A 12,477-nucleotide genomic window follows, 5' to 3' on the forward strand; every position below is an offset into this window, starting at 1 on the left:
TACCATTAAAATGACCACCAACGACCAAATACTCATCAATCAAATAGTTGAAGGCGACACTAATTCGTTTACGATATTGGTTGATCGTTACAAAGACTTGGTCTTTACTTTAGCATTACGAATGTTAAAAAACAGAGAAGAAGCAGAAGAGGTTGCGCAAGACTCGTTTATAAAAACATATAAGTCGCTTAAAACGTTTAAAGGCGATTCTAAATTTTCAACATGGATTTATAGAGTGACCTATAATAGCTGCTTAGATAGAATTAAAATGAATAAAAAGTACTTGAAAAATGTTGAAATAAATGAATTTACAGCACATCAGGTTGTGGCTATTGATAACGCTTTAGACAAGATGAAAAGTAAAGAGCAGACATTAGAAATACAACGATGTATTGATAAATTACCAAATGAAGAAAGCTTTTTATTAACCTTATATTATTTTGATGACTTATCTTTAGATGAAATTTCAAAGATTGTTGGCATCACATCAAACTCCATAAAAGTGAAATTATTTAGAAGCCGGAAAAAATTAGCAACTATTTTAAAATCACATTTAGAACCAGAAATACTCGATTATTATGAAAGAGAACGCAGATAAATATTTAGACGACTTATCACGAAAAGTAATAGGGAAATCAGCAATTGAAAGTCCGTCGTTTGATTTTACAAAAAATGTAATGTCACAAATTGAACCTCTGCAGTCGTCTGTCTCCATTAGGTATGTGCCACTTATTTCAAAACGTATGTGGTTGCTTTTAAGTGTTGGTATAGCTTCATTAATTGGATATATCATTTTTGGTTCTCAAAATCACGAAATCAGATGGCTTGAACATATAAAATTAGAGTCTTACATCAATTTTATAAATACAGATTCACTTTCAGCTTTCAATGTTTCACAGACCATGTGTTATATCGCTTTACTTTTTGCAATTATGCTAGCTATACAAATACCGTTGTTAAAACATCAATTAGATAAACGTTTTAAATAAACTTGTTTTGATTGAACTGAAGCATGTTAATGATAAGATTCCTTTTTGTGATTTTTTTTGTTCTTCTTCTTTAGGTGTTTTTTAACACACTTATATTCTCCTGATTCCTTTTCTTTTTAAAAACCACATTAAATTTTAAAATAGTTTTAGAATTTTTGAAACCCTAACAATTTTCTTTCGTTATTAGTATTGAAAACTAACCAGAACTGAATGTCCAAAGCACATGATATTTTAATTGCAAAATGCCAAAACAATAATGAAAAGGCAATGATGCAAGTTTATGATGTATACTGTGATGCAATGTTTAGTATAGCTTGTAGATATTTAAACGACGAAGATGCTAAAGATGCTATGCAAGAGGGTTTTTTAAAGGCATTTACAAACATTCATAGTTACAAACCAGACCATACCTTTGGAGCTTGGCTAAAACGAATCATCATCAATACCTGCTTAGATGTTTTAAAAAAACGGAAAATTCAATTTTCAGATGTTGAAGTTGAAGATTTACAACGTTTAGAAGATCCAGATTGGTATGTTAATACAACATTATCTAAGGAAGATATTATAAAAGCAATTGAAAAACTTAAACCTAAATATAAGGTGGTTCTTAATTTGTATCTCGCAGAAGGCTATGATCACGAGGAAATATCACACATTTTAGACATTCCTGTTAAAACATCAAGAACACATTTAAGGCGAGGCAAATTACAGTTACAAGACCTTTTAAAAGACAAGTATAATGAAGCAAGATATTAGAGATTTATTTACAAACGAAGAAGGTTCAGGAAGTCAGTTACCAGAACACCACAGACAAGAATTTTACGATAAGCTTAAAGCGTCTAGACCAAAACGAAAGTCGTCATTAAGCAGAAATTATCTACTAAAAATGGCAGCTGTAATATTGTTGTTCTTAGCGTTAACATTTGTCATTAATACCACTACAGATAAAGTGAGTAATCAAATCGCTGATGAGTCCGTTATGGAAACTCAAATTAATGCTATTGAAAAACAGTATCTCACAAATATCGATGACGAATGGCAAAATTTTATACGTATTACAGATGATGATACATTAGTAAAACGCTATAAACAAAAACTGGATGATCTTGATAAGGATTATAAGGAGATTTCTAATCAGTTTAAAGCAGATCAAAATAACATATTGGTAGTAGAAGCATTGGTTGACAATCTCAAAACAAGACTTCAGTTATTGAAGGATATTCAGGAACATATTAAAGTATTAAATCAAAAAAACGAACACTATGAAACCATTAGTATTTAAAATTTACATACTGATGTTTATCACATCAGGACTAGTTTGCGCACAAAAAAAAACCGTGTATTCCGAAGCTTTTTCTACAGATAAAAACACCACAGCCATTTTTAATCTTGAAAATACAACTGTAGCTATTGAAGCGTCTGCTGATGACAGAGTTCATTTTGACTATACATTAGAATTTAATGGATATTCTAAAAAGGAAATTGAAGAAAAAATACAAAGTGTTAGTGTTGAAGCTACAAAATTTGAAAATCATATTACGTTGGTTTCTGCTAGTATTACTAAGATTTCAGATGTTACTTATGCTTATGACGCTCCAAACGGATTGGTTTTAAACTATAATGGTTCGTCAAAACATACTGACAGCATTGTAAGAAAAACTAAAGATTCGATTCTTAAGGAAATACGATATAATAACTTCGGAAAGTTGAAAGCTCCTTTTAAATATTTTGAAGATCGTTTTAAAACTCAAGATAAAAACGGAAAGCTAAAAAACATAAACAAGGGAAATGTTAAGATTTTGAGAAGCCATTTTATAATTAAAATACCACCATATTTAAAACTCAAGATAAATGGTAAAGATGCACAAATAACCATGCGAGATGATAGTATGAATGAGTTGTCTGTAGTTTTAAAACGTGGCTATTTGTACGCAAAACAATTGATAAACGAATACAATGTTTTTAAAATTGAAAATGCCAATTTAAGAGCAGAAGCCATAATTGGCGGAACATACGATTTTAATAATATATCTAATGGGTTGATTGGAAGTGCACAACGTGTAAATATTACTTCAGAGTTTTCAAAAATTCAAATAGGAGAGCTTCAAGAAAAAGTGACGATTACAGATTTTAACAGCGAATATTTTTTCTATAACTGGGATACTGATTTTAAGCGTTTTGATTTGTTTTCAGAGTATTCTAAAATCCATTTGTTTTATCCAAAAAACTATGATTTTAGTCTAAAAGTGATGGGAAATAATACTAAAAGCATGTATGGCAGCAAAATGGAAGTCAATATGCAACCCACAAGCAAAGGAGTAAAATATAATATGATGGAACGTAAAGCTAAAGGAGAGGGTTATTTTTCTGGAGCTATAAATTTTGATATTATTCACGGCATCATCTACAATTACAACGATACATTTAGCAACTCTAAACACTAAAAATAATGAAGAATTTAATGGTATTAGCTGTAACATTTATTGGCTTCAGCATGTTAAACGCACAAAACAGTGATATTAAACTATACACCAAATATGGCTCAGACCATAAGGAATTGCATGATTTGATGAGGTTTCAGGACGTAGAAACCATTAAACTTACATTTACAGGTAACGATTTAAAAGGTAAACATTACAGACTCTTAGTAAAAGAATATACCAATGGAAGCCTTGCTAAAATCGATACTATTATAGATAGTGGCCAACATGATTACGTTTCAGTCATTAACGATACCATTTTTGAATTTAAATATCATGTTAAAACCCAAATTAATAATACGATTAAAATGAACTTTAAGTTTGATCGTTTTTCCTCACCAAGGTTGTATAACATCAGAGCATCAGAAGATAAATATGCGTTACATGATTTCTTAAAATCAAGTGATCCAATGCCAGTTGAGTTAAATGCTAAAACTCTAATTATGGGCTATTTCTTGCCTTATATCGATAAAGTAAGTGGTTGGAAAAAATATTGTGATGTTTCAGGAAGCGAGTATAAACCTGAAGAATGGGGAACTGTATTTGATATTCCGAACTACTATCTCATAGAGATAATATTTGAATAATTAAGTATCATAAGAAACCACTTATTAAAAACGTGGCTTTTTAAAGATAACGTCTCAAGGTTTAGTATCATGTTTCAATTAACAACACTAATACCAACGCTTCTTTTTCTTTTTAGATCCTTCACCTTTGCGTCCTTTTTTATATTTACTACCCTTCTTTTTATGAACAATGGGCTTAGCTTTGGGATCTAAAGGATAAGGATGATTGTCTTCTACAGGAATTTGAACATTTATCAATTGCTGAATGCTTTTTACATAACTTTTTTCATCAGCAGAACACAGTGAATAAGATTTTCCAAAATGACCAGCACGTCCTGTTCGTCCGATACGATGCACATAAGTTTCAGGAACATTTGGTAAATCAAAGTTCACAACAGCGTCTAATTCATTTATGTCAATACCACGAGCTGCAACATCGGTCGCAATTAAAATATTAACTTCGGCATGTTTAAATTTATTAAGAGCAGTTTGTCGTTCACTTTGTGTTCGGTCACCATGAAGGCGTTCTACACTATAACCATTATTGCTTAGAGTGTTTTCTAATTTATCAACACCAAATTTTGTACGTCTGAAAATCAAAATTCGTTTGCCTTTGATGGTATTTCTCAACAGGTGTAAACACAGTTCTATCTTATTTCGTTTTGGAACATAATATAGCAGCTGACTCACATTTTTTGCAGCAGATGAGGTAGGTGTAACTTCAATACGCTCTGGAGCATTTAAAATGGAGTTGGCTAACTGTTCAACTTTGAATGGCATCGTTGCCGAAAACAATAAATTCTGTTTGGTTTCAGGGCATAAACGTTCAATTTTTTTGACGTCATCAATAAAGCCCATGTCTAACATTAGATCGGCTTCATCTAAAACCAAAATTTCTACATAATCCAAATTTAAAATGTCTTGCTTGTGTAAATCTAATAATCGTCCAGGAGTTGCGACAACAATGTCAACACCTTTTTTAAGAATATCTATTTGAGGTTCAATGCCAGTGCCACCAAAAACAACAGTCGTTCTTAGATTGGTATATTTTGAATAGGTATTGAAATTTTTTCCAATTTGCACAGCGAGTTCTCGTGTTGGACTCACAACTAAAGCTTTGATCTTTTTTCCTTTTTTTGGAGCATCTTGTTTATCAAAAAGCAGTTGTAAAATAGGAAGCGCAAACGCAGCTGTTTTACCTGTTCCGGTTTGTGCTGAAGCAATAACATCTTTTTTGTCTAAGACATACGGAATGGTTTGCTCCTGAATTAAAGTAGGTTCTGTATAACCAGCTTCATCAATAGCTTTTACAATAGCTTTATTGAGATTGAGTGTTTTGAAAGACATTAATTATGTTTTTATAAACTTACAATAAATGTTAGGATTTGTATTATAAAGTTTGAACGCTTTTCTCCTAACTTTAAAATAATCTGAAGGAATCCATAAACGCACCAGTTTGTTTATCGTTTCGTCCAAGATATGAAATAGAATACACTCTGTTTTCTTTTTTGAAAACCTGAATCAGAAAATGACCATTACTATTTTTTTCTGTAAGATTTTGTGTAGGTTTCAAAACAATGTATTTTCCTTTTAAACCATGTTGTTCAATGTCATCTTCATAATCCAGTTCAAATGTATTTGAAGTTTGATAAATATAATTGGTCTTTGATAATTTAAAAACCTCTTCATCTGTCATCTGATTTATATAAGCTTCCGGATAATCAATGTATTCTATAGCAAAAATTTTATTAGGACCAAGAACTGTTCTGAACGAATGCAATTCTAACAGCTCTTTCCCGAATTCTCTTTCAACTTTAGAATAAGAAGGCTTTGCAGGAAATTTGGCTATAAAGCGTCCAGTTTTTGAAGCATACTCTCCAGTTTTAGTTTTATAGATGTATTCTGAATTGTTATTTTCGCAAGACATACAACAAATACCAACTATAAAAATAAATAACCTGATTGCTTTAAACATCGCTTAAAATTAGTACATGCTTTTTACCTTTCTAAGCTTATCTTTCCAGGTTTGAAGATTGTCTTTATGATTCTTTATGTTTTTAATCACATCTCGAACTAAAGGATTTGTTTCATCAACATTAGAAAAAAACTGCATGTTATTTTCGAGCTGATTGATTTCACCTTTAATTTCGCCAATTTTCTTTCTGATGTAGTTTTGCTCATTATCTAAAAGACGTGTATCATCAGGTTTAGATAAGGTCTCTAACTTGTTTTCAAACTTTATCATTTCTAATTTCGCCTTGTCCATGTCTAACTTCCCAAAAAGGGCATCAATCGCTTTGTTGAATTTGCCTTCAATAAAACGTTTGTTAGAAGGAATAGATCCAATAGCTTTCCAGGCAGCAATTTGCTCTTTTATGGTTTCGATGTCTTTGTCAGGTTTTCCAGTAAGTTCTATCGATTTTACTTTGTCTAATAATGCAGATTTTTCTTCAAAAGCAGCCATTTCTTCTTTGCTGGCTGCATTTCTTTCAGCATGCATCCTGTCAAAGTAATGATTGCAAGCCTTTTTAAATTGTTTCCAGATTTTATCACTGTCTTTTCTTGGAACGTGACCAATATTTTTCCAGTCTGCTTGTATTTTTTTCATTAAAGACGTTGTGGTTTCAAAATCTTCACTGTCTTTATTGTCTTCAGCAATTTTGATAAGTTCAAGCTTTTTGTTCAGATTGTCGTACTGGTCTTTTTTAAGTGATTTGTAAAAGGCATTTTTATTTCTGTTAAAATGTCTAACCGCTGTTTTGAACTTTGTCCAGGTTGCATCATTTACTTTAATAGGGACTTTACCAGCATTAAAAAATTCCTGACGTAACGCTTCTATGGCTTTTATCTTTTTTTGCCATGCCTGATGGCTCTTAGGTTGATCTTTAGCAATGTCATCTATTTTTGAAATAATCTCTTCTTTTTTAACCAGATTGGCTTCGTAAGCTTTATCTAAATCGGCATAATATGCCTGACGTTTATCATGAATGGTTTTGGTTGCGTTGCTAAAACGCTCCCAAACATCTTCTCTGTGTTCTCGGTCAACAGGTCCTAATTCTTCTTTCCAGAGTTTATGAAGCACTTGTAATTCTCTGAAAGCTCTGTTGATATTGTCGTCTTGTGCCAGTTCTTCAGCGCGTTCAATAATCTTGGTCTTTTGTTCAAGATTATGCTTGAAATCCATATCACGTAAATCGCGATTTAAATGTAAAAAGTCATAAAAAACCTCTACGTGATGATGGTAAGAATTCCATGCGTTATTGTAACGGTCTCTGGGAATCGGACCAGCATTTCGCCATTGTTCCTGTAAGTCTTTAAAATGTTTATACGTGGTGTTAATGTTCTCTTCAACATTTATTAACCCTTTGATTTCTTCAATAATCGCAAGCCTGTTTTCGAGGTTTTGCTTTAAATTAGATTCACGATCTTTATAGTATGCATTAAGATTATTTCGGTAGGTTTTATAAGCGTCGTTAAAGCGTTTTTTTACAGGAGTAGTATAATAAAAATCAATTTCGTTGCCACCTTCACTTAAAAACTCTTCTTTCTTTTCGTCAAGAAGTTCTCCGAATTTAGAATGAAACTCAGATTTAATCTCATCAACCTGAGATTTTATCGTTTGTATTTTTTTGTCTTTTAAAAGCGATTCAAGCTCATCAACCAATTGCTCCATCGTCATGGCATGATAGTCTTTACTTTCTACTTCATGACGTTCAGCATTAGTTTCGTCTTCAGCATCTTCGGCATTAGATTCCTCAATTTCTTCAACGTGAGCATCTGCTTGTTTAGTTGTTTCAGAAACCGTTTCAGTATCTTTTTTTGGTTCTTCTGAAGGTTCTTCAGCTTTATCTTCGGAAACTGGTTCAACTTCAGCAGGCATTTTTTCTTCCTTTAGATCTTCGGAAACCTCTTCGTTTTCAGAAGCTTTCACAGGTTCGGTTGAAGCTTTAGGTTCTTCGGAAGATGAGGTTTCAGCAGCTTTAGATTCCTCAGGAGTTTGAGGTGTTTCAGTAGTATTTAGTTCAATCTTTCCATCTGCATCTTGCAGGTTATCGTTCTCAGACATTTTTCAATGTTTTTATATTAGAAGGCTAAGATACTAATCGATGGCTGATTTACAAAAAAGTAGCTCTATTTAGAAGAGTTAAAGCGTTGAATTCCAAATTTTCCATGCTTTCTCTGCTTGCAACTCCAGCATTTTAAGTCCGTTACTAATTTGAGCACCTTGTATTTTTCCAAGTCTTAAAAACTTAGTTTGCTCAGGATTGTAAATTAAATCGTACAATATATGCTGGTTTGTGATGCCATCATATGGAATATCAGGACAACTATTAACCTCTGGGTAGGTTCCAACAGGTGAGCAGTTGATGATTATTTTATAATTATTAATGTCTTCGATAGTTAAATCATCATATGTGAATTTTACATTTTTTTTAGGTGTTCGAGACACATAATCAAAGGTGATATTCAGTTTTTTTAAGGTATAAGCAATTGCTTTTGAAGCGCCTCCAGTGCCCAGAATCAATGCCTTTTTATGGTGCTTTTTGAGAAAAGGTTTAATCGCCTTCTTAAAGCCGTAACAATCGGTATTGTAGCCTTTAAGTTGTCCTTTGGAATTAATAGTGATGGTATTAACAGCTCCAATTTTTTTAGCTTTTTTGTCTAATTTATCTAAAAAAGGAATGATCTGTTCTTTATAAGGAATGGTCACATTAAGTCCTGATATGTCTGGATTATTTTGAAGCAATTTCGGAAACATAGTGATGTCTTCAAGATCAAAATTTTCATAAGTACAAGCTATTTGCTCAGCTTCAAACTTTACTTTGAAATAGTTTCTAGAGAATGAATATGCAATGTCTTTTCCTAATAATCCTAATCTAACCATGAGTTTTGTTTGTTTTTTGACCATACCATTCTAAAGCGAGTACGACTAAAATTCCTATAATGATATAAGCAAATGCAAAATAGGTTTCGCTATGTAATTCTGGTAGAAAGCGTTTGTAGTTGGCAATGATCTTTTCACCTCTTGAGTCTAATAAAAAACCACCATCTTCTTGAGTTTTAAATATGGTTTCTTTCCATGGCCACACCACACCTAGAGATCCAATAATAAAACCTATAATGGAAGCTGTAGTGATGCTTTTGTAATGTTTAAGAACATAACTTAATACATGAGAGAAGGTCACTAATCCTGTGATTGAACCTAAGGTGAACATGCCTAATACTTTTAAGAGTCTTAATCTGACTTCATTTTTCACAAAGCTAAAATCACCTGTAATAATTTCAGAAAATGTATCGTAAAGTGCATTTACCGAATCGACAAGTAACAACACATAATTACCTAAGAGAATGAGAATAAAAGAACCTGAAAAGCCTGGAAGTGTCATTCCCGAAACACTAATAATCCCACAGAAAAAGACAAACAATAAATTGTCGTTTTCTTTTGCAGGATCTAAAAAACTAATCCCAATGCCTAAAATAATTCCGATGGCCAGAGCGATGATACTTTTATAATTCCAGTCGTTAAAATCTTTATTGATGTAATAAATAGAGCCGATAATCATTCCGAAGAACAGACTCCAGACATAAAGTTCGTAGTGTTGTAGGAAGTAGTCCAGAATTTTAGAAACACTAAAGTAACTAACAATCATTCCAGAAAATAATAGTGCCAGAAATCGACCGTTTATGTATCTGAAAAAGCTTTTAAACCGACCATTAAACAAAAGTTTAAAAGCTGTTTTATTAACCCGTTGTAAGGAATAAATAAACTCTTCATAAAATCCTGCAACGAAGGCAACAACACCTCCGGAAACACCAGGAACTTTGTTGGCTGCTCCCATGCCAAGCCCTTTAATGACCAGGAAAAAACGATCTTTAAAGGTTCGAGTAGACTCCATTATATGTTTGCTTTTTTATTGCCTAAGCTTTCCAGGATAAAAATTGTTAAAAATCCACAAATCATTAAGAGGATTGCCCATACAAAATTTGAATTACCAGAATAAGAGAAAGGAGAAATGCTTTCTTCTAAAACGGTCTTATAAGTTTCAAAATCATGAGTTTGCTGCTGGTATAATGATAAGGTACCAACATCTGAGATTTTCAAAAAATCTTCGACAGAACCAGTATTGGCATTGAGTACAGAAATTGTTTTTTTCCATGGCCAAACTTTATTCAGTGAGCCAACAATAAATCCTGTAAGTAATGCCAGTGTTGTGTTTTGATAATTTTTAAAAAGCCATTTTAGAACGCGACTAAAACTCAGTAAACCAACAATGGCACCTGCCATAAAAATTACAATTTTCTTAATATCAAAATCATGTAAGGCATCACTTAAAGTTTTATAAGCACCTAAAATAACTAATATGAAAGAACCAGAAATACCAGGTAAAATCATGGCACAAATAGCAATTGCACCAGCAAAAAATAAATAGAATAAGCTGTCATTTGAGCCTAATGATGGTAAAGTAGAAATGTAGTAAGCTATGATAGCACCAAGTATAAGTGCTACAATTGAAGCCATGTTCCATTTTTTGAGTTGTTTGCCAACATACCAGATGCTAGCAATGATTAACCCGAAAAAAAATGACCATATCAATATTGGATGTTGTTCTAATAAGTATTTTGCTATACGCATAAAAATCACAAAGCTGACGGCAATACCTGTTAATAAGGCTAATAGAAAAGACCCATTGAGTTGCAGCCAAAAAGCTTTAAACCCTTTTTGTCTTAGAGTGTTAAATAAGGAAAAATCAATATTACCAATAGTAGTTATGAGTTCTTCGTAAATACCAGATATTAAGGCAATAGTTCCACCAGAAACACCAGGTACAGCATCTGCAGCTCCCATTGCAACACCTTTTAGCACTATAAATAAGTAATCTTTAAATTGTCTAAGCATTTTTATAAATAAGAAAAGTAAAGGTATGAAATAGGAATGATTATTTTTTGAACTTTAAAAAATCATTTTATAAATCAAAAAAACAATGAAGAATTATTTCTTTATCTCTGAGATAAGTTGTTTGACAGACGGTTTCTGTAACACATTTGGAAACAGTTCATCAAGAATAAAATTGAATTCAGGGTCTAATAAAAGTGCATTTTTTAGATGATAATGACCTTTGCTGCTTTCGTGTAAGGTAAAATGCAAGCCAGCCAAACGAAATTCTATTTCTGCTGTTTCGGGATAGAATTCTGCGGCTTGTATTAAGTTTAAAACAGAAGCTTCATATTCGCCCAGAGTAATAAGAATATCGGTTCTGGATAACCACGTTTGAAGCTCATAATTACCTAAATCTAAAGTTTTCTTATAGCCACGTTCTGCTTCTTCTAGAAAATTTAAACGATGATTGATTTGTGCATATAATTTCCAGTAAATGACATTTTCACCATCAATATTTATGGCTTTATTAATGTAAAATAAGGCTTTCTGGTAGTTGTGTTTTTTATTGTAAAACTTTGTAATTGCAATCCATCCTTTATCTAATAACGGATCTTCATGTACTGTTTTATAAAAATATTGAACCGCTAAATCGTCCTGACCAAGTTTTTCATGACAATGCCCAATTCTTAAAAGGGCAAAAGATGTCGGTTCATCTAATGCCAGTGTAATTTTATAATTTTCAATGGCTTCTAAGTACAATTTTTGCTTCTCTAATACTTTTCCTTTTTCAAGATAAGCTCCAACAAATTTATCATCTGAGATAATGGCGAAATCAAAAGAAGTTAAGGCTTTATCATAATCTTTAATAGTAAAATATTGACGACCCAATTGGTGCCAGGCGACTTCGCAGTAAGGATTTTTATCAAGATAAATATTCAGAAAATCGATAGCTTCATCATTTTGATCTAGAAAATCGTAACAGTAAATGATATTATAAAGTGCAGAATAATCTTCCAAATCTAATGCAAGACATTTTGAAAAATACTCTCGAGCATTTTCAAATTGATCTAAGAACAAATATTCCATACCAATGAGCGCAAACAAATCTGTTAAACCTTCATCATCCTGATTGAGTGTTAATGCAATTTTGAGAGTATCAATTGCCTTTTCATGTAAGTCTTGTTTTGAGAACACACTAGCTTTTTGGATGTAGATTTCCTCATTAGAAGGTTCGACCATATGAATGTCGTTTAAAATCTCATCAGCTTCAGAAAACTTGTTTTCCATGATGTAGATTTCTGTTAAGAACAGTTTTAAATTAACAGAAGTTGGATGTTGTTCCAAACCAAGTTTGATTGCTTTTTTTGCTAAAGCAATTTTGCCACTTTCGAGATAGTGATGGATGATGTTTTCAAATTCGTTTGAATCAAAAAATAAAACATGATTTGTTTTAAGCATAGATTCAAAGCGTGTAAGCGAAAAATTGTTGTTGTCGTCAGGTTGACTAAACTCCATAAGCAAATTTGGATTAATCGTTATTTAAAATTACTCTTATCAGTTCA

The 12,477-nt window shown here is 32.2% G+C and carries 13 protein-coding genes; 6 read left to right on the plus strand and 7 right to left on the minus strand.

Annotated features, from left to right (window positions below):
• The first annotated feature begins 10 nt into the window (after nt 1-10).
• The 6 genes from ACRHNM_RS06870 to ACRHNM_RS06895 all read left to right on the plus strand — a co-directional run bounded on the left by ACRHNM_RS06870 (nt 11) and on the right by ACRHNM_RS06895 (nt 4,056).
• Nucleotides 11-598 (plus strand): RNA polymerase sigma factor, encoded by a 588-nt coding sequence (locus ACRHNM_RS06870; protein WP_431135003.1) that lies wholly within the window; start codon nt 11-13, stop codon nt 596-598.
• Nucleotides 579-989 (plus strand): hypothetical protein, encoded by a 411-nt coding sequence (locus ACRHNM_RS06875; protein ID WP_431135005.1) that lies wholly within the window; start codon nt 579-581, stop codon nt 987-989. The genes ACRHNM_RS06870 and ACRHNM_RS06875 overlap by 20 nt, the downstream gene beginning before the upstream one ends.
• A 210-nt stretch (nt 990-1,199) precedes the next feature.
• A complete protein-coding gene (locus tag ACRHNM_RS06880) occupies nt 1,200-1,745 on the plus strand; it encodes an RNA polymerase sigma factor (protein WP_431135007.1) in 546 nt (181 codons plus the stop codon).
• Nucleotides 1,729-2,271, plus strand: coding sequence for a hypothetical protein (locus ACRHNM_RS06885; RefSeq protein ID WP_431135009.1), 543 nt, complete (start codon nt 1,729-1,731; stop codon nt 2,269-2,271). Before ACRHNM_RS06880 ends, ACRHNM_RS06885 begins: the two co-directional genes overlap by 17 nt.
• On the plus strand, nt 2,252-3,433 hold the full coding sequence (locus tag ACRHNM_RS06890) for a hypothetical protein (RefSeq protein WP_431135011.1): 1,182 nt from the start codon (nt 2,252-2,254) through the stop codon (nt 3,431-3,433). Before ACRHNM_RS06885 ends, ACRHNM_RS06890 begins: the two co-directional genes overlap by 20 nt.
• 5 nt (nt 3,434-3,438) lie before the next feature.
• Nucleotides 3,439-4,056, plus strand: coding sequence for a hypothetical protein (locus ACRHNM_RS06895; RefSeq protein WP_431135013.1), 618 nt, complete (start codon nt 3,439-3,441; stop codon nt 4,054-4,056).
• Nucleotides 4,057-4,143: 87 nt separating this feature from the next.
• On the opposite strand, the gene ACRHNM_RS06900 is transcribed toward ACRHNM_RS06895, so the two are convergent.
• From ACRHNM_RS06900 to ACRHNM_RS06930, 7 genes are all read right to left on the minus strand, one after another.
• The gene (locus ACRHNM_RS06900) at nt 4,144-5,382 is read right to left on the minus strand and encodes a DEAD/DEAH box helicase (RefSeq protein ID WP_431135015.1); all 1,239 of its coding nucleotides are present in this window, start codon (nt 5,380-5,382) and stop codon (nt 4,144-4,146) included.
• 73 nt (nt 5,383-5,455) lie between these two features.
• On the minus strand, nt 5,456-6,010 hold the full coding sequence (locus ACRHNM_RS06905; protein ID WP_431135017.1) for a hypothetical protein: 555 nt from the start codon (nt 6,008-6,010) through the stop codon (nt 5,456-5,458).
• A gap of 9 nt (nt 6,011-6,019) precedes the next feature.
• Nucleotides 6,020-8,101, minus strand: coding sequence for a DUF349 domain-containing protein (locus tag ACRHNM_RS06910; RefSeq protein ID WP_431135019.1), 2,082 nt, complete (start codon nt 8,099-8,101; stop codon nt 6,020-6,022).
• A gap of 78 nt (nt 8,102-8,179) precedes the next feature.
• The gene (locus tag ACRHNM_RS06915) at nt 8,180-8,944 is read right to left on the minus strand and encodes a shikimate dehydrogenase family protein (RefSeq protein WP_431135021.1); all 765 of its coding nucleotides are present in this window, start codon (nt 8,942-8,944) and stop codon (nt 8,180-8,182) included.
• Complete coding sequence (locus ACRHNM_RS06920) at nt 8,913-9,932, minus strand: DUF368 domain-containing protein (protein WP_431135022.1); 1,020 nt, start codon at nt 9,930-9,932, stop codon at nt 8,913-8,915. Before ACRHNM_RS06920 ends, ACRHNM_RS06915 begins: the two co-directional genes overlap by 32 nt.
• Nucleotides 9,932-10,933: a DUF368 domain-containing protein gene (locus tag ACRHNM_RS06925; RefSeq protein WP_431135024.1), complete on the minus strand. Its 1,002-nt coding sequence runs from the start codon at nt 10,931-10,933 to the stop codon at nt 9,932-9,934. The genes ACRHNM_RS06920 and ACRHNM_RS06925 overlap by 1 nt, the downstream gene beginning before the upstream one ends.
• A 93-nt stretch (nt 10,934-11,026) precedes the next feature.
• Complete coding sequence (locus ACRHNM_RS06930; protein ID WP_431135026.1) at nt 11,027-12,430, minus strand: tetratricopeptide repeat protein; 1,404 nt, start codon at nt 12,428-12,430, stop codon at nt 11,027-11,029.
• Between the last annotated feature and the right edge of the window lie 47 nt (nt 12,431-12,477).

The organism is Psychroserpens mesophilus (assembly GCF_050617655.1).
GTDB classification, from domain to species: domain Bacteria; phylum Bacteroidota; class Bacteroidia; order Flavobacteriales; family Flavobacteriaceae; genus Psychroserpens; species Psychroserpens mesophilus_A.

What these genes read in the sequence shown, in the direction of transcription:
- ACRHNM_RS06915 (WP_431135021.1), bottom strand. Translation starts at nt 8,944, where the DNA reads ATGGTCAAAAAACAAACAAAACTCATGGTTAGATTAGGATTATTAGGA.
- ACRHNM_RS06905 (WP_431135017.1), bottom strand. Translation starts at nt 6,010, where the DNA reads ATGTTTAAAGCAATCAGGTTATTTATTTTTATAGTTGGTATTTGTTGT.
- ACRHNM_RS06870 (WP_431135003.1), top strand. Translation starts at nt 11, where the DNA reads ATGACCACCAACGACCAAATACTCATCAATCAAATAGTTGAAGGCGAC.
- ACRHNM_RS06895 (WP_431135013.1), top strand. Translation starts at nt 3,439, where the DNA reads ATGAAGAATTTAATGGTATTAGCTGTAACATTTATTGGCTTCAGCATG.
- ACRHNM_RS06910 (WP_431135019.1), bottom strand. Translation starts at nt 8,101, where the DNA reads ATGTCTGAGAACGATAACCTGCAAGATGCAGATGGAAAGATTGAACTA.
- ACRHNM_RS06920 (WP_431135022.1), bottom strand. Translation starts at nt 9,932, where the DNA reads ATGGAGTCTACTCGAACCTTTAAAGATCGTTTTTTCCTGGTCATTAAA.
- ACRHNM_RS06925 (WP_431135024.1), bottom strand. Translation starts at nt 10,933, where the DNA reads ATGCTTAGACAATTTAAAGATTACTTATTTATAGTGCTAAAAGGTGTT.
- ACRHNM_RS06890 (WP_431135011.1), top strand. Translation starts at nt 2,252, where the DNA reads ATGAAACCATTAGTATTTAAAATTTACATACTGATGTTTATCACATCA.
- ACRHNM_RS06880 (WP_431135007.1), top strand. Translation starts at nt 1,200, where the DNA reads ATGTCCAAAGCACATGATATTTTAATTGCAAAATGCCAAAACAATAAT.
- ACRHNM_RS06875 (WP_431135005.1), top strand. Translation starts at nt 579, where the DNA reads ATGAAAGAGAACGCAGATAAATATTTAGACGACTTATCACGAAAAGTA.
- ACRHNM_RS06930 (WP_431135026.1), bottom strand. Translation starts at nt 12,430, where the DNA reads ATGGAGTTTAGTCAACCTGACGACAACAACAATTTTTCGCTTACACGC.
- ACRHNM_RS06900 (WP_431135015.1), bottom strand. Translation starts at nt 5,382, where the DNA reads ATGTCTTTCAAAACACTCAATCTCAATAAAGCTATTGTAAAAGCTATT.
- ACRHNM_RS06885 (WP_431135009.1), top strand. Translation starts at nt 1,729, where the DNA reads ATGAAGCAAGATATTAGAGATTTATTTACAAACGAAGAAGGTTCAGGA.